This window comes from Bradyrhizobium sp. USDA 326 (assembly GCF_049739485.1).
Taxonomy (GTDB): Bacteria; Pseudomonadota; Alphaproteobacteria; order Rhizobiales; family Xanthobacteraceae; genus Bradyrhizobium.
This window is the reverse complement of record NZ_JBMGQA010000001.1, coordinates 201,325-222,168: the sequence shown is the minus strand read 5'-3', so window position 1 is coordinate 222,168 and position 20,844 is coordinate 201,325. Positions and strand designations below refer to the sequence as shown.

The 20,844-nt window shown below is 64.9% G+C and carries 19 protein-coding genes; 13 read left to right on the top strand and 6 right to left on the bottom strand.

Features of this window, described 5'->3' with window-relative positions:
* Positions 1-30: 30 nt before the first annotated feature.
* Positions 31-2,724 (top strand): GNAT family N-acetyltransferase, encoded by a 2,694-nt coding sequence (locus ABIG06_RS00965; protein ID WP_370140696.1) that lies wholly within the window; start codon positions 31-33, stop codon positions 2,722-2,724.
* A gap of 52 nt (positions 2,725-2,776) precedes the next feature.
* Here ABIG06_RS00965 and ABIG06_RS00960 read toward each other — a convergent pair whose 3' ends face one another.
* Positions 2,777-3,265: a phage holin family protein gene (locus ABIG06_RS00960; RefSeq protein ID WP_370140695.1), complete on the bottom strand. Its 489-nt coding sequence runs from the start codon at positions 3,263-3,265 to the stop codon at positions 2,777-2,779.
* Entirely contained in the window at positions 3,266-3,541 is a 276-nt protein-coding gene (locus tag ABIG06_RS00955; protein ID WP_370140694.1) for a hypothetical protein, read from the bottom strand. It abuts the gene before it with no gap.
* 175 nt (positions 3,542-3,716) lie between these two features.
* Here ABIG06_RS00955 and ABIG06_RS00950 point away from each other — a divergent pair, with 175 nt between their 5' ends.
* Genes ABIG06_RS00950 through ABIG06_RS00940 form a run of 3 tightly spaced genes read left to right on the top strand, consistent with a single transcriptional unit; the run spans position 3,717 to position 6,730 of the window.
* A complete protein-coding gene (locus tag ABIG06_RS00950; RefSeq protein WP_370140693.1) occupies positions 3,717-4,853 on the top strand; it encodes an ABC transporter permease in 1,137 nt (378 codons plus the stop codon).
* A 2-nt stretch (positions 4,854-4,855) separates the two neighbouring features.
* Positions 4,856-5,623 carry an ABC transporter ATP-binding protein gene (locus ABIG06_RS00945; RefSeq protein ID WP_199752408.1) on the top strand — a complete coding sequence of 256 codons (768 nt, stop codon included), beginning with the start codon at positions 4,856-4,858 and terminating at the stop codon, positions 5,621-5,623.
* Positions 5,624-5,626: 3 nt separating this feature from the next.
* Positions 5,627-6,730: an ABC-type transport auxiliary lipoprotein family protein gene (locus ABIG06_RS00940; RefSeq protein ID WP_370140692.1), complete on the top strand. Its 1,104-nt coding sequence runs from the start codon at positions 5,627-5,629 to the stop codon at positions 6,728-6,730.
* 6 nt (positions 6,731-6,736) lie between these two features.
* Here ABIG06_RS00940 and ABIG06_RS00935 read toward each other — a convergent pair whose 3' ends face one another.
* A complete protein-coding gene (locus ABIG06_RS00935) occupies positions 6,737-7,054 on the bottom strand; it encodes a c-type cytochrome (RefSeq protein ID WP_124163693.1) in 318 nt (105 codons plus the stop codon).
* Between the two features lie 154 nt (positions 7,055-7,208).
* Here ABIG06_RS00935 and ABIG06_RS00930 point away from each other — a divergent pair, with 154 nt between their 5' ends.
* The 3 genes from ABIG06_RS00930 (at position 7,209) to ABIG06_RS00920 (ending at position 9,153) form a co-directional block, all read left to right on the top strand.
* The gene (locus tag ABIG06_RS00930; protein ID WP_124163692.1) at positions 7,209-7,922 is read left to right on the top strand and encodes a helix-turn-helix domain-containing protein; all 714 of its coding nucleotides are present in this window, start codon (positions 7,209-7,211) and stop codon (positions 7,920-7,922) included.
* 93 nt (positions 7,923-8,015) lie between these two features.
* The gene (locus ABIG06_RS00925) at positions 8,016-8,144 is read left to right on the top strand and encodes a hypothetical protein (protein ID WP_283811879.1); all 129 of its coding nucleotides are present in this window, start codon (positions 8,016-8,018) and stop codon (positions 8,142-8,144) included.
* A 280-nt stretch (positions 8,145-8,424) separates the two neighbouring features.
* Positions 8,425-9,153 carry a Crp/Fnr family transcriptional regulator gene (locus tag ABIG06_RS00920; RefSeq protein WP_370140691.1) on the top strand — a complete coding sequence of 243 codons (729 nt, stop codon included), beginning with the start codon at positions 8,425-8,427 and terminating at the stop codon, positions 9,151-9,153.
* A 10-nt stretch (positions 9,154-9,163) separates the two neighbouring features.
* Here the strand turns inward: ABIG06_RS00920 and ABIG06_RS00915 are convergent, their stop codons facing one another.
* Complete coding sequence (locus ABIG06_RS00915; protein WP_370140690.1) at positions 9,164-9,940, bottom strand: cyclase family protein; 777 nt, start codon at positions 9,938-9,940, stop codon at positions 9,164-9,166.
* A 283-nt stretch (positions 9,941-10,223) separates the two neighbouring features.
* Here ABIG06_RS00915 and ABIG06_RS00910 point away from each other — a divergent pair, with 283 nt between their 5' ends.
* The 6 genes from ABIG06_RS00910 to ABIG06_RS00885 all read left to right on the top strand — a co-directional run bounded on the left by ABIG06_RS00910 (position 10,224) and on the right by ABIG06_RS00885 (position 17,087).
* Entirely contained in the window at positions 10,224-11,195 is a 972-nt protein-coding gene (locus tag ABIG06_RS00910) for a TRAP transporter substrate-binding protein (protein ID WP_370140689.1), read from the top strand.
* Positions 11,196-11,261: 66 nt separating this feature from the next.
* Positions 11,262-11,813, top strand: a complete 552-nt coding sequence (locus tag ABIG06_RS00905; protein WP_370140687.1) for a TRAP transporter small permease — start codon at positions 11,262-11,264, stop codon at positions 11,811-11,813.
* Positions 11,804-13,096, top strand: a complete 1,293-nt coding sequence (locus ABIG06_RS00900) for a TRAP transporter large permease (RefSeq protein ID WP_100232777.1) — start codon at positions 11,804-11,806, stop codon at positions 13,094-13,096. The genes ABIG06_RS00905 and ABIG06_RS00900 overlap by 10 nt, the downstream gene beginning before the upstream one ends.
* A gap of 22 nt (positions 13,097-13,118) precedes the next feature.
* Entirely contained in the window at positions 13,119-13,925 is an 807-nt protein-coding gene (locus ABIG06_RS00895; protein WP_370140686.1) for an SDR family NAD(P)-dependent oxidoreductase, read from the top strand.
* A 161-nt stretch (positions 13,926-14,086) separates the two neighbouring features.
* Complete coding sequence (locus ABIG06_RS00890) at positions 14,087-16,174, top strand: molybdopterin-dependent oxidoreductase (protein ID WP_424578058.1); 2,088 nt, start codon at positions 14,087-14,089, stop codon at positions 16,172-16,174.
* Between the two features lie 130 nt (positions 16,175-16,304).
* Complete coding sequence (locus ABIG06_RS00885; RefSeq protein WP_124163685.1) at positions 16,305-17,087, top strand: enoyl-CoA hydratase/isomerase family protein; 783 nt, start codon at positions 16,305-16,307, stop codon at positions 17,085-17,087.
* A gap of 317 nt (positions 17,088-17,404) precedes the next feature.
* Here the strand turns inward: ABIG06_RS00885 and ABIG06_RS00880 are convergent, their stop codons facing one another.
* Together ABIG06_RS00880 and ABIG06_RS00875 are read right to left on the bottom strand one after the other, a co-directional pair.
* On the bottom strand, positions 17,405-17,833 hold the full coding sequence (locus tag ABIG06_RS00880; RefSeq protein ID WP_036007469.1) for a GlcG/HbpS family heme-binding protein: 429 nt from the start codon (positions 17,831-17,833) through the stop codon (positions 17,405-17,407).
* Positions 17,826-20,801, bottom strand: coding sequence for an FAD-binding and (Fe-S)-binding domain-containing protein (locus ABIG06_RS00875; protein ID WP_370140684.1), 2,976 nt, complete (start codon positions 20,799-20,801; stop codon positions 17,826-17,828). Before ABIG06_RS00875 ends, ABIG06_RS00880 begins: the two co-directional genes overlap by 8 nt.
* Positions 20,802-20,844 lie beyond the last annotated feature (43 nt).

Genomic DNA, 20,844 nt, shown 5'->3' with positions numbered 1-20,844 from the left:
AACCGCTGCTGACCGGGCGCATTTTCTTTCATGTCAATCTATCGTCTGAACAATCTGCTGTCGCCGCGCTCGGTTGCGCTTGTCGGGGCGAGCGCCCGTCCGGCGTCCGTGGGACGCGCCGTCCTGGAGAATATTCGCAAGGCCGGATTCAAGGGGCGGTTTGGCCTCGTCAATCCGCGCCATGCCGAGATCGGCGGCTTTGCGGCGGTGAAGAGCCTGGACAGGCTGGACTTCGTGCCGGAGCTCGTGGTCATCACCGCCCCTGCGGGCGAGATTCCAGGCATTGTCGACCAAGCCGGGCGTCGCGGGTCTGCGGGCGCGCTGATCGTCTCGGCCGGGCTCGGCCAGGGACCGGGATCGCTGCACGAGGCGACGAGCAGTGCTGCCCGAAAATACGGCATGCGGCTGATCGGGCCGAACTGCCTCGGCATCATGATGCCCGGCGTCAGCCTGAATGCCAGTTTCGCCGCGCACATGCCAAGGGCGGGTAACCTCGCGCTGATCTCGCAATCGGGCGCAATTGCCGCCGGCATGGTGGATTGGGCCGCGCCGCGGGGCGTCGGCTTCTCTGGCATCGTCTCGATCGGCGATCAGATCGACGTCGATATCGGCGATCTGCTCGACTATTTCGCGATGGATCACAAGACCCGTGCGATCCTGCTCTACATCGAGGCCATCAAGGACGCGCGCAAGTTCATTTCGGCGGCGCGCGCCGCTGCGCGCGTGAAGCCCGTCGTCGTGGTGAAGTCCGGCCGCATGGCGCAGGGCGCGAAGGCGGCTGCCACCCACACCGGTGCGCTCGCCGGCGCCGACGCTGTCTACGACGCAGCGTTCCGCCGCGCGGGTGTCCTGCGGGTCTCTGATCTGCGTGAGCTGTTCGATTGTGCCGAGACACTCGGCCGTGTCGAGTCGCCTGCGGGAAAACGTCTCGCCATCCTCACGAATGGTGGCGGCATCGGCGTCCTTGCTATCGATCGATTGGTCGAGCTCGGAGGAATTCCGGCAACAATCTCGGCCGAGGCGCGCAAGAAGCTCGATGCAGCGCTGCCTGCGACCTGGTCCGGTGCAAATCCCGTTGACATCGTCGGCGATGCCGACGCCTCGCGCTACGCGGTGGCGCTGGAGGAACTGCTGGCCGACCGTGACAACGACGCAATCCTTGTCCTCAACGTGCAAACGGCGATCGCCTCGGCCGCCGAGATCGCCACGACCGTGACGGAGCTCGTCAGAAAATACCGCGAGCAGCACCGCAGCTGGGCGAAGCCCGTATTGGCGGCCTGGGTTGGAGCCGATCAGCACATCATTCAGACACTCTCCAGCGCCGGTGTGCCGAACTATCCGACCGAGGACGACGCCGTGCGCGGCTTCATGCATCTGGTCCGGCACCGCGAAGTGGTGGAGGAGCTGAGTCAGGTTCCTCCCGCGATGCCTGATACTTTCGTTCCGGACGCCCGGGGAGCGAGGCAGATCGTCACCGCCGCGGTCGCGGATGGCCGCGAATGGCTCGAGCCGGTCGAGATCAAGCGCCTGCTCGAAGCCTATGACATCGCGATGGTGCCGACCTATGCGGCGACCGATGTCGAGCAGGCGGTGGCCTATGCGAACGACATCTTCGCACAGGGCGACACCGTCGTGCTGAAGATCATGTCGCGGGACATCGTCCACAAATCCGACGTCGGCGGCGTCGTTCTCAACCTGACCACGCCTGAAGCAGTCCGAGGGGCTGCCACAGGCATTATCGCGCGCGCGAGAAAGCTGCGTCCGGAGGCGCGCATCGGCGGCGTCATTGTCCAGGCGATGGTCGTCAAGGCAAAAGCGCGCGAGCTGATCCTGGGCCTCGCCGACGATCCGACCTTCGGCACGGTCGTCGTTTTCGGCCGCGGCGGGACGGCGGTGGAGATCATCAACGACAAGGCGCTTGCGCTGCCGCCGCTGGATCTGCAGCTGGCCCGCGACCTGATCGAGCGCACGCGCGTCTCGCGGCTGCTACGCGCTTACCGGGACGTGCCGGCAGTGAAGCCGGACGCCGTCGCCATGGTGCTGGTCAAGCTGGCGCAGATGGCGGCCGACATTCCCGAGATCCACGAATTCGACATCAATCCGCTGCTCGCGGATGAAACCGGCGTGACCGCGGTCGATGCCCGCGTCGCCGTCGGGCCACCGCAGCGGAAGTTTGCCGGTTCCGGCGCGGCCAATTTCGCCGTTCGCGCCTATCCGTCGCAATGGGAGCGCCGCCTCAAGCTCAAGGACGATTGGCGCATCTTCGCGCGGCCCATGCGGCCCGAGGACGAGCCGACCATTCACGAATTCCTGCGCCACGTCACGGCGCATGACCTTCGTCTGCGGTTCTTCGCACCGATGAAGGAATTCACCCACGAGTTCATCGCACGCCTGACCCAGCTCGACTATGCGCGCGCGATGGCCTTCATCGCATACGACGAGTCCACCGGCGAAATGGTCGGCGCGGTCCGGCTCCATTCGGACTCGATCTACGAGAGCGGCGAATACGCGATCATGCTGCGGTCCGACCTCAAGGGCAGGGGGCTTGGCTGGGCCCTCATGCAGCTGATCATCGACTATGCGCGGTCGGAAGGATTGAAGATGATATCGGGCGACGTGCTCCAGGAGAACATCGTGATGCTCGACATGTGCCGGCAGCTCGGCTTCGAGGTCAAGCCGGATCCGGCCGAACCCGATATTTGCCACGTCAAGTTGAAGCTCTGAGTGGACGCTGGAGCATGATCCGGAGGGCTGCGTCAGCGTAAGGCGCGGGACTTCAGGAGCGCACCTCAGCCGATGTCGCATCCGCGGACGTCTTGGCAGTCGTCCGCAAGTTCTTGATGATGATCGCGATCAGCGGCAGCAGCGCCGGCACGATCGTGCTGAGCGGATGATGCACCGCGCCCGACACCTGGGCCTGGAGCGCGCGCGCCTCGACCTGGAGAGCTTCGATCGAGGCGCCGTGAATTTCGTTGGCAAGCTCGATGTCACGTCCTGACGGAGCGCGGCCGGCGATCACGAAGAGAACGGTCGCGATGACAAAATTGACGGCGCCGAGGATGGCAGCTGCGGCAATTGCGCTCCAGATCTGCACCAGCGCGAAATAGGCAGACAGCTCCAGCATCAGGAGCCCGAACGCCGCGATCAGCGCCGCGAAGGCGCGCAGGCCGAGACCGATCAGCAGATGGCGCAGCCTGATGTCCGCGATGATCCTGTCGGTGCGCCGCAGCACGCGCAAATGTTTGACGATATTCTCGGTATTCACCTAGTGTCTCCTCAACATGAAGCCGACAACCACGCCCAGCGCGAAGGCGGAGGCGAGCGATGTGATCGGACGCTCCGCAACGAGACCCTGGAGCTGCTCCTGCTCTTGTTCGACGGTCTCGCCGAGTTCGGTGAGCGCTGCCCTGATCTGATCGGCGAGTGCCTCGGCGCGGTCTTTCGAGTTCTCGAACATCTCCTCGCCGGCGGTGCTCAGCAGGCGTGTGACGTCGACCTTCAACGCCCGCAGTTCTTCGCCCATCCTGTCATTGTCGAACATGGATCTGGTATCCTTGTTGAATCGAGGTGAGTCTAAGACCCGGCCGTGCGATCGCGCTTGATTTGCGTCAAGAGGCGGGGCGTGTTCGGGTCTTGAGACAGGTCAATCCGGCCGCCACATGCTGGCCTAGAAATGCCGGCTGAATGGGGACCGATTGTCCCGACGAGGTGGAAGCGTGAACCACGAACCGCTGTTGCTCGCGACGCCGTCCGGCGACGAGCTGAAATTGCGCCCTGAAGGGCCCTGGACTGCCGCCAACGTGGTGATGCTCGAAACCTTGTCCCGGTCGGTCGGAGCCGACGTCGATCGGTCGCGGGCCGTCACCCTGGACATGTCGGGCGTCAGCGCGCTCGACACGCTCGGCGCCTGGGTCCTGGAGAAGTTGTCGCGCAGGGCCACATCATCCGGCCGATCGGCCGAGTTCGTCGGCGTCGCCGATCATTTCAGCGGGCTGCTGGACGAGGTGCGCCAGGTCAACCGCCACACACCGGCCCCGGCGGCCGCGCCCAATCCGGTTCTGGCGAGGCTGGGCGATCTGGGCAAGTCCACGGTCGGGGCGCGGGAAGACATCACGATCTTTCTCCAGATGCTCGGCGCATTGTTCATGGCCGTGATCGGCGTGCTGCGCCGGCCGCGTTCGCTGCGGCTGACGTCACTGGTCTATCAGCTCTACCGCATCGGGTGGCAGGCGATCCCCATCGTCGGGCTGATCACCTTCCTGATCGGCGCCATCATCGCGCAGCAGGGCTTTTTCCACTTCCGCAGATTCGGCGCGGAGTCGTATACCGTCGACATGGTCGGCATCCTGGTGCTGCGCGAGCTCGGCGTGCTGATCGTCGCCATCATGGTCGCGGGACGGTCGGGAAGCGCCTACACCGCCGAGCTCGGCTCGATGAAGATGCGCGAGGAGATCGACGCGCTTTCAACCATGGGGCTCGATCCCGTCGACGTCCTGATCCTGCCGCGCGTTGCAGCCCTGGTCATTGCCCTGCCGATCCTCACCTTCATCGGATCCATTGCCGCGCTCTATGGCGGCGGCCTCGTTGCCCAGTTCTATGGCGACATGGGGCCGGCGATCTACATCGCGCGGCTGCATGAGGCCATTTCGGTCACCCACTTCGAGGTGGGCATCCTGAAGGCGCCGTTCATGGCGCTGGTGATCGGGATCGTGGCCTGCAGCGAGGGATTGCGCGTCAAGGGCAGCGCGGAGTCGCTGGGGCGGCAGACTACGACGTCGGTCGTGAAGTCGATTTTCCTGGTGATCGTGCTCGACGGCCTGTTCGCCGTCTTCTTTGCCTCGATCGGAATGTGACGATGGACGGACCGCAAGACGAGTTCGCGATTCGCGTCCGTGACCTCGTGGTCGGCTTCGGTCGTCAGACCGTGCTCGACCATCTGTCGCTCGACGTTCGCCGGGGCGAGATCCTCGGGCTTGTGGGGGCATCCGGCGGCGGCAAGTCGGTGCTGATGCGGACCATTATCGGCCTCATCCCGCGCCGTGGCGGGACCATCGAGGTCATGGGGCAATCCGCGGGCGGCGACGGTCGAGGCGCAGCGATGGCATGGGGCATCCTGTTCCAGCAAGGCGCGCTGTTCTCCTCGCTGACGGTGCGCCAGAACGTCCAGTTTCCGCTCCGCGAGAATCTCGTCCTGTCGCAGGAGCTGATGGACGAGATCGCGATCGCCAAGCTCGAAATGGTCGGCCTGCGCGCCGAGGACGCCGACAAATATCCGGCGGAGCTGTCCGGCGGCATGACCAAGCGCGTGGCGCTGGCGCGTGCGCTCGCGCTCGATCCGCCGATCCTGTTCCTGGACGAGCCGACGTCGGGCCTCGATCCGATCGCCGCCGGCGAATTCGACGTGCTGATCAAGACGCTACAAAGGACGCTGGAGCTGACCGTGTTCATGGTGACCCATGACCTCGCGAGCCTGACCACGGTCTGCGACCGCGTCGCCGCGCTCGCCGACGGCAAGATCGTGGCGATCGGGCCGATGCGCCAATTGCTGCAATCCGAGCATCCCTGGGTGCGCGCCTATTTCCACGGCAAGCGCTCGCAGATGCTGCAACACGAGATGAGATGAGAGATGGAAACCCGCGCTCCCTACGTGCTGATCGGCAGTTTCGTGCTGGCCGCGATCCTCGCGGTGTTCGGCTTCGTCTATTGGCTGAACAACACCGGCGGCGTCGGGCCGCGCACGAACTACCACGTGCAATTCCAGGGGCCGGTGCCCGGCCTCCTGGTCGGCGCCGGCGTGCTGTTCAACGGCATTCGCGTTGGTGAGGTGACCCAGCTCGGGCTCGCGCCGGACAACCCGCGCTTCGTCAATGCGACGATCTCGGTTGCCACTGCGACGCCGGTCCGTTCCGACACCAAGGTCGGCCTCGAATTCCAGGGCCTCACCGGCGTGCCCGTGGTGACGTTGGAGGGCGGCGTGATCGTCGCCAGATCCGGCGAGCCCTTGACCTTGATTGCGGAGGCGGGCGCCGGCCAGAGCATGACGCAGGCGGCGCGCGACGCGCTGCGGCGGGTCGACACGGTGCTTCAGGACAATTCCGGCCCCCTGAAGGACACCATTGCGAATTTCAAGACTTTCTCCGACGGGCTCGCGCGCAACACCGGCAAGATCGACGGCATTCTGGCGGGACTCGAGAAGATGACCGGCGGCGGCATGCCCGCGCAGAAGGTCACCTACGACCTGCACACACCGCGGAGCCTCGGGCCGGCCGGCAAGACGCTGTCCTCCTCACTGGCGATTCCCGAACCGACAGCGGTCGCAATGCTGCAGACCCAGCGGATGCTGTTTGCGCCCGCCGGGGACAGGCCGGCCTTTGGGGATTTCCTCTGGGCTGACAGCATTCCGAAATTGGTGCAGGCGCGCCTGATCGACAGCTTCGAGAACTACGACATCGCTCACGCCCCGCTGCGCACGACGGACCTCGGGCAGGCGGACTACCAGCTTCTGATCGATATCCGGCGCTTCCGGATCGCCACGGAGGGTGAGACTCGGGCCGAGATCGGACTGTCGGCGCGGATCATCGACAAGAACGGCAAGGTGATCGCCTCGCGCCTCATTGAGACCAGCGAAAGGCTCGACAAGGTCGAGCCGGCTGCGGCCGTCGCCGCCTTCGATGCGGCCTTCGCGCGCATCGTCAAGGAACTGATCGGATGGACCGTGCAGACTGTGTGAGGCCGACTATTCCAGCGTTTTCAGGTAGGACAGGAGGTCGTGGATCTGGTCCGGATTGAGCTCGAAGACCGGCATGTCGGCATGACCGGTGTAGATCCCCTCGGCCAGCGCCTCACCAAGGCTGTCGATCGGATAGCGGCGATGCAGGGTCCGTAGCGGAGGCGCGGCCTCGACCGGACTTCTGGAGACGCGGTCGATGGCGTGACAGCGTGCACAATTGGCCCGTGCAAAAGCCTTGCCGCGTTGTTCGGCGGTCGGGGCCGCAAGCGCAGGCGTAATCAGAAGCAGCCCTATCAGGCCGTGACGCAGTGCGCTTTGCAGCATGGAAAGGTGATCCCGTCGAACTGTGGAGGCAGAATAAGACTGGGATGCCACTCAAAATTGATCTGAGTCAATCGGCTGTGGCGCGATGCAGTAAAATGCAGCCGCGCGGTAGAGTCGGCCTGGTGTCGGGGACAGCCGGCGCGAGGAGCGGTGGATGAAGCCTTCCGTGGTCACGATTGAGCCGAACGGACATTTTTGCGACGATTGCGCCGTCCGCGGAGCTGCGGTTTGTTCGTCGCTGGATGCGGCCGAGCTCAGGGAATTCGAGCATCTCGGCCGCCGCGTCCATTTTAGCTCGGGCGAGACCGTGTTTTCCGAGGAGGACATCACGACCTCGTTCTACAACGTTCTCGAAGGCGTCATGCGGCTGTACAAGCTGCTGCCCGACGGCCGGCGGCAGATCGTCGGTTTTGCCCTGCCCGGTGACTTTCTGGGGATGAATCTATCCGGCCGGCACAACTTCTCGGCCGATGCCATCGGCGCGGTGACCGTGTGCCAATTCGCAAAAGCGCCCTTCACCCGTTTCATCGAGGATCGGCCGCAGCTGCTCAGGCGAATCAATGAGCTGGCCATTCGCGAGTTGAGCCAGGCTCGCGACCATATGGTCCTGCTCGGCCGACGTTCGGCCGACGAGAAGGTCGCGACCTTTCTGCTCGGCTGGCGCGAGCGGCTGGTCGCGCTCAAGGGGCTCTCCGACACGGTGCCGCTTCCGATGAGCCGTCAGGACATCGCCGATTATCTCGGCCTGACCATCGAAACCGTGAGTCGCACCTTCACCAAACTGGAGCGTCAGGGCGTGATCGAGATCATTCAGGGTGGCATCAGCCTGCTCGATCCGGCTCGCGTCGAGGCCATGGCGGCAGCCTGACCTCCTGTCCACGACGCCCTCGGGGCGTTTGATCCCGATCAATGACGCGGGCCCGGCGCCGCAAAATAATGGCACGAACAATCCGGGAGGAGCATGATGCCCGCTGACGCGTTGCTGGTGACCGTTGTCGTCGTCGTGATCTTCGTCGCATTCGCCGTCGTTCTGGCTTGGGCAGACCGGCAAACCAGCGCGGGTCGGCTCGATCCCGATTCCAAGCGCTGACACGCCTCAGGTCCTCGTCCGCTTTCTGGCTCACAGCCCGCCGAGTCTGGCGCAGCCGGCGCTGGCCCTCGGCGGCAGCTCAACGCAATCACAGCTTGCGCTGCCTGCAACTCTGCATGGATCGATACACATCTGCGCATCCTTTGGATGTGAATTTTCGGCTGTACCCGGCCTTATCGTGGCATTTGCCTCAAATCGCGCGCGTGCTTTCCGGTTGAAAAGCCTGATAACGTTGACTACGCAGGAACCCAGTGCCTCGTAGTCTTAGGAGCCCCGCGGCGTGCCTCAGGACAAGACCGGCGATCCCCGACAGTCGGCGGGCAGCAAATTATCGGTTCTACGCAAGCACCCGATCTTCGCGGATCTGGAGCCGGAGGCGCTCGATCAGCTCTGCCGCTACGCCAAGCACACCACCGTCAAGCGCGGCGCAACGATCGCCGCCAAGGGCGATCCCGGCAACAACCTGTTCGCGGTGGTCGCGGGGACAGTGAAGATCTCGTCCTCGTCGCCCGACGGACGGAACGCCATCCTCAATCTGATCGGTCCGGGCGAAATCTTCGGCGAGATCGCGGTGCTCGACGGCGCTCCCAGGTCGGCGGACGCGACCGCCAACACCAATTGCGAGCTCTACGTCATCGACCGCCGGGACTTCCTGCCCTTCGTCAGGAGCCAGCCGGCGCTGGCGATGAAATTCATCGAGCTGCTATGCGCGCGTCTGCGATGGACCAGTCAGCAGGTCGAGCAGGTGATCCTCCAGAATCTGCCGGGCCGGCTCGCGAGTGCGCTGCTCGGTCTCACCGAAGAGCGCAAGCTCGATTCCGGAAGCGGCACGCTCGCCATCACGCAGCAGGAAATCAGCGAGATGGTGGGGATGACGCGCGAGAGCATCAACAAGCAATTGCGCGCCTGGGCCGGACGTAACTGGGTCCGCCTCGAGCACGGCGCCATCGTGGTGCTGGATACGGACGCACTGCGTGAACTCGCCGAGAGCGGCCTTCACGGCGAGTGACGCCCCTGACCTAATTGTCGATGATGGCGACCGCGCGGGTCCAGCCCGCGGACGCGCGCTCGATCTTCACCGGAAAGCACGAGATCGTGAATCCGGTCGACGGCAGCTGGTCGAGATTGTGCAGCTTCTCGAGATGGCAATAGCCGATGTGCCGTCCCGCCTTGTGGCCCTCCCATATCAGGCCGGCATCTTTTGTCTCGGCGTATTTTTTCGCGGTGTAGACGAACGGCGCGTCCCAGCTCCAGCCGTCGGTGCCGGTCAGCCGCACGCCGCGTTCGAGCAGGTAGATGGTGGCTTCATAGCCCATGCCGCAGCCGGAATTGACGTACTCGGTCTTGCCGAATTTTGCGCCGGCGCTGGTGTTGACGACGACGATCTCCAGCGGCGACAGCGTGTGCCCGATGCGCTTGAGCTCCTTCGCGACGTCGTCCACACTTGCCACGTAGCCGTCGGGCAGATGCCGGAAGTCGAGTTTCACGCCGGGCTGGAAGCACCAGTCGAGCGGTACCTCGTCGATGGTCCATGATGGCTCGCCGCGGTTCATGGTGGGATGGAAGTGCCAGGGCGCATCGAGATGCGTCCCGTTGTGTGTCGAGAGCGAGACCTGCTCGACGGCCCAGCCCTGGCCGTCCGGCAGATCCTGCGCCTTGAGGCCCGCGAAGAACTGCAGCATGCGCGGCAGCCCCTGCTGGTGATCGATATACTGGATTGTCGGGTGATTGCCCGGCGGATCGGCGGTCACGTCGTTTGTGAGCGGCACCGAGATATCGATCAGCTTCCGCGGCATGGGCATCCCTCGAGATGGTCCGGAATCTCCGGTATCTTGAGGGGCCTCCATTGGTTGGGTCAAGTCACGTGCCGGCGACGTCAACCCGGTCCGTCGTCTCCAAGAACTGCGCCAGATCGATGCAACTCCTGCATTGATCGATGCCGGATTTGGCTTGGACAGAGAATGCCGCCCGCCCTAGGGACGACATTGGCGCTTGACTTCACACCAGAAGGGGAGTGACCCAAGGCGGCCTGAGCATCTGCCCCGATAACGACATAATCAATCAAGGAGGAAAGCCCAGATGAGGACACTCACCGGCATCATCACAGCCGTTGCACTGGCGGTTTCAGCGCCCCTGGCGGCCGCGCGCGACTTCCGTTCCGCCGACATTCATCCCGCCGACTATCCGACCGTCGAGGCCGTCAAGTTCATGGGCAAGCAGCTCGCGACGGCGAGCGGCGGCAAGCTCGGCGTGAAGGTGTTTCCGAATGGCGCCCTGGGCTCCGAGAAGGACACGATCGAGCAGCTCAAGATCGGCGCGCTCGACATGATGCGGATCAACGCATCGCCGCTCAACAACTTCGTGCCTGAGACCATCGCGTTGTGCCTGCCCTTCGTCTTCCGGGATACGCAGCACATGCGCACCGTCCTCGACGGGCCGATCGGCGACGAGATCCTGGCGGCGATGGAGCCCGCTGGCCTGGTGGGTCTTGCCTATTACGACAGCGGCGCCCGATCCATTTACACCGTGAAGGCGCCGGTCAAATCGCTCGCGGATCTGAAGGGTTTGAAGATTCGCGTCCAGCAGTCCGACCTGTGGGTCGGCATGATCCAGAGCCTCGGTGCCAACCCGACGCCGATGCCGTATGGCGAGGTCTATACCGCGCTCAAGACCGGCCTCGTGGACGCTGCCGAGAACAACTGGCCGTCCTACGAATCCTCGCGGCACTTCGAGGCCGCCAAGTTCTACAACATTACCGAGCACTCTCTCGCTCCGGAAGTTCTCGTGATCTCGAAGAAGGTCTGGGACACGCTGAGCAAGGACGATCAGGCCATGATCCGCAAGGCAGCCAGGGAATCGGTGCCGGTCATGCGCAAGCTCTGGGACGAGCGTGAGCAGGCATCCCGCAAGACCGTCGAGGCCGCCGGCGTTCAGGTCGTCACGATCGCGAACAAGGCGGAATTCGTCGATGCGATGAAGCCGGTGTACCAGAAATTCGCCGGCGACGAGAAGCTCCAGAGCCTCGTCAAACGAATCCAGGACACGAAGTAAACGACGACGGGGAACTCGTCCGGCGTCGCTGCGAGGTGACACCGGACCCTCGCGAGGAGGCGCGGCATGACAGACCCACACGTCGCAAGCCACGAACTGGGGTCCGTGGCGGCGCGCCCTTCCACCGGCCTGCTGTCGCGGATCAATGCTCCTGTCGCGCGCGCGGGGATGTATCTGTCGGTGACCGGGTTGCTCGTGATCGTCACGATCGTCTTCTACCAGGTGTTCGGACGTTACGTGCTCAACTCCAGTCCGACCTGGACGGAAAACCTGGCACTGGTCCTGATCCTCTACGTCACGCTGATCGGCGCCGCGGTCGGCGTACGCGATGCCGGCCACATCGGTATGGACAGTCTGCTGGTCATGGTTCCCGATCACATGCGGGAGAAGATCGAGATCGTGATCCACGTGCTGGTGGCCGTGTTCGGCCTAGCGATGGCCTATAACGGCTGGATCCTGGGCGCGTCGGTCGGCACCGTGAAGATCCCCAATCTCGGTCTGCCTGAAGTCATCCGCTACGTGCCGCTCATCGCTTCCGGCGTCCTGATCATCTCCTTCTCGATCGAGCACATTATCGCTCTCCTGCGCGGCGAAGAGGTCGTCCCCTCATGGAACTGATCATCCTCGGCGCCACCTTCTTCGGCTTTCTGATCCTCGGCGTACCGGTCGCCTTCGCGATCGGTCTGTCGGCGATCTGCACCATCCTCTACGAAGGCCTGCCGGTCGCCGTCATCTTCCAGCAGATGATGTCGGGGATGAACATCTTCTCCTTCCTCGCCATTCCGTTCTTCGTCTTCAGCGGTGAGCTGATGCTGCACGGCGGCGTCGCCGACAAGATCGTGCAGCTCGCCAAGAACCTCGTCGGGCACATCCGCGGCGGGCTCGGCATGTCGAACGTGGTCGCCTGCACGCTGTTCGGCGGCGTCTCGGGCTCGCCCGTGGCCGACGTGTCGGCGATGGGCGCGGTGATGATCCCGATGATGAAGAAGGAAGGGTTCGACACCGACTACGCCGTCAACGTCACCACCCATGCCTCGCTGGTCGGAGCCTTGATGCCGACCAGCCATAACATGATCATCTATGCGCTGGCTGCCGGCGGCAAGGTCTCGATCGGCGCGCTGATCGCCGCCGGCCTCCTGCCGGCGCTGGTGTTGATGGTGTGCATGCTGGTCGCCGCCTACGCGGTCGCGGTGAAGCGCGGCTATCCGGCCGGCAAGTTCCCGGGCTGGGCCGAGGTGTTCCGCTCGCTCGCGGCTGCGCTGCCGGGTCTTCTGATCGTCGGCATCATCCTGGCGGGTATCCTCTCCGGCGTCTTCACGGCAACTGAATCGGCGGCCGTCGCAGTCACCTACACGATCCTGCTGACCTTCTTCATCTACCGCACCATGACCTGGGGCAACTTCCTGCGGGCGGCTGCCAAGGCGGTGAAGACGACGGGCGTGGTGCTGCTGCTGATCGGCGTCTCCACCATGTTCCAGTACCTGATGGGGCTTTACGAGGTGGCGGATCTCGCCGGCGCGATGATGAGCAAGGTGTCGACGCAGCCCTGGATGATCTTCCTGCTCATCAACATCATTCTGTTCGTGCTCGGCACGTTCATGGACATGGCGGCGACCATCCTGATCTGCACCCCGATCTTCCTGCCGATCGCGATGAAGGCGGGCATGGATCCGGTGCAGTTCGGCATGCTGATGCTGATCAACTGCGCCCTCGGGCTCAACACGCCGCCGGTCGGAACCACGCAGTTCGTGGGGTGCGCCATCGGCGGCATCTCGGTCGGTGCCGTGATGCGCACCATCCTGCCGTTCTATGCTGCGCTCATCGCAGCACTGATGTTCGTGACCTACGTCCCTGCATTCTCGCTGTGGCTGCCGCGCCTCTTGATGGGCTACAAGGGATAGCAGTACCTGGGAGACACTATCAGTGACGGACTATCGCAAGCTCTTCGATCTCACCGGCAAGACCGCAGTCGTTCTCGGCGCCGCATCCGGCATCGGCAAGTCGTCGGCCGAGGCGCTTGCGGATCTCGGCGCCCGCGTCGTCTGCGCCGATCGCGCGTTAGATGCGGCGGAGGCGACCGCCGCCGGCATTCGTGACAAGGGCGGCTGGGCGGAAGCAGCGAGCTGCGACGCCGCGAGCGCTGCGGACGTCAACGCGCTGGCGAAGACCGTGATGCAGAAGTTTCCGCGGCTTGACATCGCGGTGACGACACCCGGGCTCAACATCCGCAAGACCATCCTCGACTACACCGAGGAGGATCTCGACCGCGTCCTCAACCTCAACGTCAAGGGCACGGTCTTCTTCTTCCAGGCCTTCGGCCGCATCATGGTCGCGCAGAAGGGCGGCAGCATCATCGCCTGTTCCTCGGTGCGCGCGGTCACCATCGAGCCGGGCCTCGGCGTCTACGGCTCGACCAAGGCGGCGATCGGCCTCTTGGTGAAGGGCTTTGCCTCCGAGGTCGGCCATGCCGGCGTGCGCGTCAACGCGATCGCACCGAGCATCGCCGAGACCGCCCTGACCGGCCCGTTCAAGCAGCGGCCCGACATCTACAATCTCTATGCCGGCCACACCGTGTTCAACCGCTGGAGCAGCGCCGACGAGGTCGCGACCGCCGTGGCCTATCTCGCTTCGGACGCCGCAAGCTATGTCAGCGGCAGCACGCTGTTCGTCGACGGTGGCTGGACGGCCGTCGACGGCCCGCCGACCGGCCTTACCCAGTTGCACAAATAGCGAAGGCGCAGCTCGGATTGCACCTGCATGTAACGGCCAACTGCGGGCCTCCTTCGCGGTCGCAGCAGGAACCTGCGGCGCGTGCGCTTTGAGCAAATCGCATGGCCCTTGCCGGATAAATGCCCTCGGCTGGCAGGTATTTTGGTGTTACGAACGAGGACATGAACCAGCACGCCAAGATCGAAATCCGCCATTCGACCTGTCCGCATGATTGCCCCTCGGCCTGCGCCCTCGACGTCGAGGTCGTCGAGGGCCGCAGCATCGGCCGCGTCCGCGGTTCGAAAAAGCAGACCTACACGGCCGGCGTCGTCTGCGCCAAGGTTGCCCGCTACGCCGAGCGCATCCATCACCCCGAACGGCTGACGTATCCGCTGCGCCGAACGGGGGCGAAGGGCTCCGGGCAGTTCGCGCGGATCTCGTGGGACGAGGCGCTGGACGAGATCGCGGTGCGCTTCAACCAGGCCGAGCGCGCGTTTGGCGCGGAATCGATCTGGCCCTATTACTACGCCGGCACCATGGGGCTGGTGATGCGCGACGGCCTCAACCGTCTCACCCATGTGAAGAAATATTCACGCTTCTATCAGACCATCTGCGCCAACGTCGCGCGCATCGGTTTCGCGATCGGCACAGGCAAGATCGCCGGCGTCGATCCGCGCGAGATGGCGCTGTCCGATCTCGTCGTGATCTGGGGCACCAACCCCGTCAACACCCAGGTCAACGTGATGACGCACGCCTCCCGTGCCCGCAAGGAGCGCGGCGCGAAGATCGCCGCGGTCGACATCTACGACAACGAGACGATGAAGCAGGCTGACATCAAGATCATCCTGCGCCCCGGCACCGACGGCGCCTTCGCCTGCGGCGTCATGCATGTCCTGTTCCGCGACGGCTATGCCGACCGCGCCTATATGGACAAGTATACCGATTGCCCGGCCGAGCTCGAGGCTCATCTGAAGACGCGCACGCCGGAATGGGCTTCCGCGATCTGCGGTGTGCCGGTGGCGGAGATCGAGGCGTTCGCCAAGGCCGTCGGCGAAACCAAGCGGACCTTCCTGCGTCTCGGTTACGGCTTCACACGCTCCCGCAATGGCGCGACGCAGATGCATGCGGCGCTCTGCATTCCCGCGGTGACGGGCGCCTGGCAGTATGAAGGCGGCGGCGCCTTCTTCAACAATTACGCGCTGTGGCATTTCAACGAATCCATCATCGAAGCCCACGAGGCCATCGACAAGTCGACGCGCGCGCTCGACCAGTCGCAGATCGGCCGCATCCTCAGCGGCGATGCCGAAGCCCTGCAGGGCAAGGGCCCGGTCAAGGCGATGCTGATCCAGAACACCAACCCGATGACGGTGGCGCCGGAGCAGGCGCTGGTTCGGCAGGGCTTTGCGCGCGAGGATCTGTTCGTGGCGGTGCACGAGCAGTTCATGACCGAGACGCCGCAAATGGCCGACATCGTGCTGCCGGCGACCATGTTCATGGAGCACGACGATCTCTACTACGGCGGCGGTCACCAGCACATCTCGGTCGGGCCGAAGCTGATCGACCCGCCCGGTGAATGCCGCTCCAACCACGAGGTGTTGCAGGCGCTGGCGCCGCGGCTCGGTGCCAGGCATCCGGGCTTCGAGATGACGCCCCGCGAACTGATCGACGCGACGCTGAAGCTCAGCAACCACGGCGACATTGCCGGCCTCGAAGCCGACATCTGGCGCGACCTGCAACCGGATTTCCGTACCTCGCATTATCTCGACGGCTTCGCCCATGCCGACGGGAAATTCCATTTCAAGGCGGACTGGGCGCATCCGCCGTTCGGCCAGACCATGGGCGATTTCGACAAGATGCCTGATCTGCCGGACCATTGGGCCGTGATCGAGCACACCGACCAGGCCCATCCATTCCGGCTCGCCACCAGTCCCTCGCGCAGCTTCCTCAACACCACCTTCAACGAGACGCCGTCCTCTCAGGCGCGCGAAGGCAAAGCGAGCGTGATGATCCATCCCCTGGATGCGGCCGCGCTCGACATTGCCGACGGCGATGCGGTGACGCTCGGCAACAGCCGCGGCGAGACCACGCTGGCCGCGACGCTGTTCGAGGGCGTGCGGCGCGGTGTGCTGATTGCGGAGTCCGTTCACCCGAACAAGAACCATGTCGGCGGCCGCGGCATCAACATGCTGACGGGTGCGGACACCATCGCCCCGATCGGCGGCGCTGCATTCCACGACAACAAGGTCTGGATCAGGAAAGCGGACGCCTGAGCGCGCCCGGCGATCGCCGCGCAATTTGCGTCGAGGCGCTAAAGCGGCGCCGCGTGACAGTTTGCGCTTGCACCTCTCGCCCGAGCTGCCGCAAATGGCGGCAAACGGAAGCTAAGGAAGCGAGCGTGCCATGACCGACACCACAGCTGTCATCACCGAAAAGCGCGGGCAGGCGTTCTGGATCACCATCAACCGGCCGGAGAAGCGCAACGCGCTGAACGGCGACGTCATCGCCGGCATCAGCAAAGGCTATCGCGATGCGCATGACGACAAGGACGTCCGCGTCATCGTGCTGACGGGCGCGGGCGACAAGGCGTTCTGCGCGGGCGCGGACCTGCAGAACTCCGGCGCGGCGTTCGCGATGGATCATTCCAAGCCGAACGTCGACTATGCCGACCTGCTGCGCCTGTCACAGAACGCGACCAAGCCGGCGATTGCGCGGGTCGGTGGCGTCTGCATGGCCGGCGGCATGGGGCTTTTGTGCATGACCGACATGGCGGTTGCCGCCGACCACGTCGTCTTCGGCCTGCCGGAGGTGAAGGTCGGCGTATTCCCGATGCAGGTGCTGAGCCTGCTCCAGCGCATCGCGCCGCCTCGTCTCGTCAATGAATGGGCGCTGACGGGCGAGCCGTTCGACGCCAAGGCCGCGCAGGCCGCGGGCCTCCTCAACTACGTCGTGCCCACCGCCGAGTTAGATGCCAAGGTCGACTGGCTGATCGGGCGCATCGTGGACAAATCCCCGACCGCGATCCGTCGCGGCAAGTACGCCATGCGCGCGATCGCCTCGATGTCGTTCGACGAGAGCATCGCCTATACCGAAAGCCAGATCGCGCTGCTGGCGATGACCGAAGACGCCAAGGAGGGGTTGAAGGCGTTCAGCGAGAAGCGCAAGCCGGTTTGGACCGGGAGGTAGGGGAGGGCACCGCTCTCGTGTCCCGGACGCGCCGCAACGCGTCAGCGTTGCTGCGCAGAGCCGGGACCCAGGGCGGCACGGGGACATGTAGCGACATGGGCCCCGGCTCTGCACCCCACCGCTAAGGCGCTGCGCTGCGTCCGGGACACGAGAGCAGGGTTTACCAGCTCAGTCCGATTTCAACGAGAATGTAGCCGCATCCCCCGCCGTCATTCCGGGGCGCGCGTAGCGCGAACCCGGAATCCATCGTGCAGCACGCGAAATGGAGAAATGGATTCCGGGCTCGCGCCAAGTGGGCGCGCCCCGGAATGACGATCTCAGCCCGCGTTCGCCTTTAGCCCCGCGGCCTGAATACCCGCGACCGCACAGGCCTCGTCATTGTCCGACGTATCGCCCGACACGCCCACCGCGCCGAGCAGCGTCGTGCCGTCCATGATCAGCACGCCGCCGGGGACCGGTACCAGCGCGCCTTTTGCAATCGTGTTCACGGCGTCGATGAAATACGCCTGCTCCTGCGCACGCTGGAACAGGGCCCGCGAACCCATGCCCATGGCGAGCGCGCCATAGGCCTTGCCGTGCGCGATCTCGGCGCGCATCAGGCTGGTGCCGTCCTGCGCGGCTGCGAGCTTGAGCACGCCGCGCGCGTCCAGGATGGTGACGACCAGCGGCTTCAGCTTGAGCTCGCCGGCTTTCGCGAAGGCGGCGTCGAGGATCTTGCGGGCGGTATCGAGCGTGAGGTCAGCCATGGCTGGGTTCCTTTGCAGCTTGAGAGGAGGAATGGGTTTCGGCGCGATCGAGGCTCATCGCCAGCACGCGCGCGACGTGAAGCGCTTCGCGTTGCGCACCATCGTGGATCTGGTGCCGGCACGAGGTGCCGTCGGCGACGACAAGCGTATCCTGGTCCGCGCGCCGCACGGCGGGCAGCAGCGACAGCTCGGCCATCTCGATCGAGGCGTCATAGGTGTCCGCGCCGTAGCCGAAGGCGCCGGCCATGCCGCAGCAGCTGGACTCGATGGTCTCGACCTTCAGGCCTGGGACGAGGCGCAGCACCTGCTCGACCGGCTTGAAGGCGCCGAAGGACTTTTGATGGCAATGGCCATGCACAATGGCCTTATCGGCGACGGTGCCGAGCGGCAGTTGCAGCCGGCCGGCCTCGGCCTCGCGCACCAGAAATTCCTCAAAGGTGAGGGCGTGGGCGCCGACGGCCTTGGCGTCGTTGTCCTTGCGCAACGAAGCGAGCTCGTCGCGCAGCGTCAAGAGGCAGCTCGGCTCGAGGCCGACGATCGGCACGCCGCGCGCCGCGAAAGGAGCGAAGGCGGCCACCAGCCGGTCGAGCTCGGCCCTGGCTTCGTCAACGAGACCGGCTGACAGGAAGGTGCGGCCGCAGCACAGCGGGCGGCTCCCGCTCACCGGCTTCGGCATGTGCACGCGATAGCCGCCGGCCGCGAGCACGCGCAGCGCAGCGTCGAGGTTCTCGCGCTCATAGATGCGGTTGAAAGTATCAGTGAACAGCACGACCTCGCGGCCCCCCTCAGGCCCGACGCTGTCGGCGGGCGGCACGAACACATCGCTGCGGAAGGCGGGCAGGGCGCGGCGCGCGCTGATGCCGGCAAAGTGCTCGAACAGCTTTCGCAAGAGCGGGCTGCGATTGCGCAAATTGGCCAGCGGCGCGAAACGCGAGGCGAGTCCGGCATAGCGCGGGAGGTAGCCCACAAGCCGATCCCGCAACGTCAGGCCGTGCGTGGCAGCGCGCGCGGCCAGCACCTCGATCTTCATCTTGGCCATGTCGACGCCCGTCGGGCACTCGTGGCGGCAGGCCTTGCAGGAGACGCAGAGTTTCAGCGTTTCCATCATCTCGTCGGAGGCGAGCGCACTGGCGCCGAGCTGGCCGGAGATCGCGAGGCGCAAAGTGTTCGCACGCCCTCGCGTGACGTCCTTCTCGTTGCGCGTGGCGCGGTAGGACGGACACATCACGCCGCCCTCGAGCTTCCGGCAGGCGCCGTTGTTGTTGCACATCTCGACCGCGCCCTGGAAACCGCCGCCCGCGCCGGGATAGGCCGACCAGTCGAGTTTTGTTTTCAGCTCGGCGACGCGATAGTCGGGCTTGAAGCGGAATAGCGAGCGGTCGTCCATCCTGGGCGCATCGACGATCTTGCCGGGATTGAGCACGCCATCGGGATCGAAGCGCTGCTTCACGTGCCTGAAATCGGAGACGAGGCGCTCGCCGAACATGGTCTCGTGAAATTCCGAGCGCACCAGGCCGTCGCCGTGCTCGCCGGAATGCGAGCCCTTGTATTCGCGCACCAGCGCGAAGGCCTCTTCGGCGATGGCGCGCATCGCCTTGACGTCCTTCTCCAGCTTCAGGTTCAGCACCGGACGCACGTGCAGGCAGCCCTCGGAGGCGTGGGCGTACATCGTGCCGCTGGTGCCGTGCTTCGCAAACACCTCATTCAGCCGTGCCGTGTAGTCGGCCAGGTGCGGCAGCGGCACCGCGCAGTCCTCGACGAAGGAGACCGGCTTGCCCTCCTGCTTCATCGACATCATGACGTTGAGACCGGCGGCGCGGAAATCGGCAATGCCGCTCTGCAGCGCGGGCTCGGTGATCTCCACCACGCCCCCCCATTTGCGTTTGTCGTTGTTCCAGCCGAAGCCGAGGTCCCCCATCAGTTCGGCGAGCTGCTTGAGCCGCGCCAGATTGTCCGACTGGTCCTCCTCCGCGAATTCGACCACCAGCACGGCATCCGGATCGCCCTTGATGGCGGCCGAGATAATGGGCCGGAACATCGCGATTTCGCGGCCGAGCGCGATCATGGTGCGGTCGACCAGTTCGACCGCGATCGGCTTGAGTTTCACCAAATGCTGGGCCGCATCCATCGCCTCGTAGAAGCTGCCGAAATGACAGACGCCGAGCGCCTTGTTGCGGATCACGGGCCAGAGCTTCAGCTCGACCTTGGTGGTGAAGGCGAGGGTCCCTTCCGAGCCGACCAAGAGATGCGCCATGTTGTTCGGCGCGTTGCGCGGCACGAGCGCATCCAGATTATAGCCGCCGACGCGGCGTTGCACCTTTGGGAAACGCGCGGCGATCTCGTCGGCCTCGCGGGTGCCAAGGTCGAGCATGTCGCGGAACAGGGCGCGGGTGCTGTCGCCGGCCTCGAGGTCGGAGAGATCGCGCGCGACCTCGCCAAAACGGCTCAGCGTGCCATCGGCGAGGGCGGCCTCCATCGACAGCGTGTTGTCGCGCATCGTGCCGTAGCGAAGCGAGCGGCCGCCGCAGGAATTGTTGCCGGCCATGCCGCCGATGGTGGCGCGGGAGGCCGTGGAGACGTCGACCGGAAACCACAGGCCGTGCTTTTTGAGCTGGCGGTTGAGGTCGTCGAGCACGATGCCGGGCTCGACCACGCAGGTGCGGGCTTCGATGTCGAGCGACAGGATCCGGTTCAGATGCTTGGAGAGATCGACCACCAGCCCGTCGTTGACGGTCTGGCCGCATTGCGAGCTGCCGCCGCCGCGGGGGGTGACCTTCAGCCCCTCGTCACGGGCGATCGCCAGTGCCCGCAAGGCCTCGTCCATGGTCTTGGGGACGACCACGCCTGTCGGCATGATCTGATAGAACGAGGCGTCGGTGGCGTAGCGGCCGCGGCTGAAGGGGTCGAACAGGACGTCACCGGTCAATTCCGACCGCAGGCGCCGTTCGAGCGAGGAGGCGTTCGTCATCCCTGATCCCGGACTGACCCAGTAAGGCTCAGCCTTGCTGAGT

Bases quoted from the DNA above. Each gene is read 5' to 3' on its own strand.
- ABIG06_RS00965 (WP_370140696.1), top strand. From the start codon at position 31: ATGTCAATCTATCGTCTGAACAATCTGCTGTCGCCGCGCTCGGTTGCG.
- ABIG06_RS00955 (WP_370140694.1), bottom strand. From the start codon at position 3,541: ATGTTCGACAATGACAGGATGGGCGAAGAACTGCGGGCGTTGAAGGTC.
- ABIG06_RS00945 (WP_199752408.1), top strand. From the start codon at position 4,856: ATGGACGGACCGCAAGACGAGTTCGCGATTCGCGTCCGTGACCTCGTG.
- ABIG06_RS00940 (WP_370140692.1), top strand. From the start codon at position 5,627: ATGGAAACCCGCGCTCCCTACGTGCTGATCGGCAGTTTCGTGCTGGCC.
- ABIG06_RS00935 (WP_124163693.1), bottom strand. From the start codon at position 7,054: ATGCTGCAAAGCGCACTGCGTCACGGCCTGATAGGGCTGCTTCTGATT.
- ABIG06_RS00930 (WP_124163692.1), top strand. From the start codon at position 7,209: ATGAAGCCTTCCGTGGTCACGATTGAGCCGAACGGACATTTTTGCGAC.
- ABIG06_RS00925 (WP_283811879.1), top strand. From the start codon at position 8,016: ATGATGCCCGCTGACGCGTTGCTGGTGACCGTTGTCGTCGTCGTGATC.
- ABIG06_RS00915 (WP_370140690.1), bottom strand. From the start codon at position 9,940: ATGCCGCGGAAGCTGATCGATATCTCGGTGCCGCTCACAAACGACGTG.
- ABIG06_RS00910 (WP_370140689.1), top strand. From the start codon at position 10,224: ATGAGGACACTCACCGGCATCATCACAGCCGTTGCACTGGCGGTTTCA.
- ABIG06_RS00905 (WP_370140687.1), top strand. From the start codon at position 11,262: ATGACAGACCCACACGTCGCAAGCCACGAACTGGGGTCCGTGGCGGCG.
- ABIG06_RS00900 (WP_100232777.1), top strand. From the start codon at position 11,804: ATGGAACTGATCATCCTCGGCGCCACCTTCTTCGGCTTTCTGATCCTC.
- ABIG06_RS00890 (WP_424578058.1), top strand. From the start codon at position 14,087: ATGAACCAGCACGCCAAGATCGAAATCCGCCATTCGACCTGTCCGCAT.
- ABIG06_RS00885 (WP_124163685.1), top strand. From the start codon at position 16,305: ATGACCGACACCACAGCTGTCATCACCGAAAAGCGCGGGCAGGCGTTC.
- ABIG06_RS00880 (WP_036007469.1), bottom strand. From the start codon at position 17,833: ATGGCTGACCTCACGCTCGATACCGCCCGCAAGATCCTCGACGCCGCC.
- ABIG06_RS00875 (WP_370140684.1), bottom strand. From the start codon at position 20,801: ATGACGAACGCCTCCTCGCTCGAACGGCGCCTGCGGTCGGAATTGACC.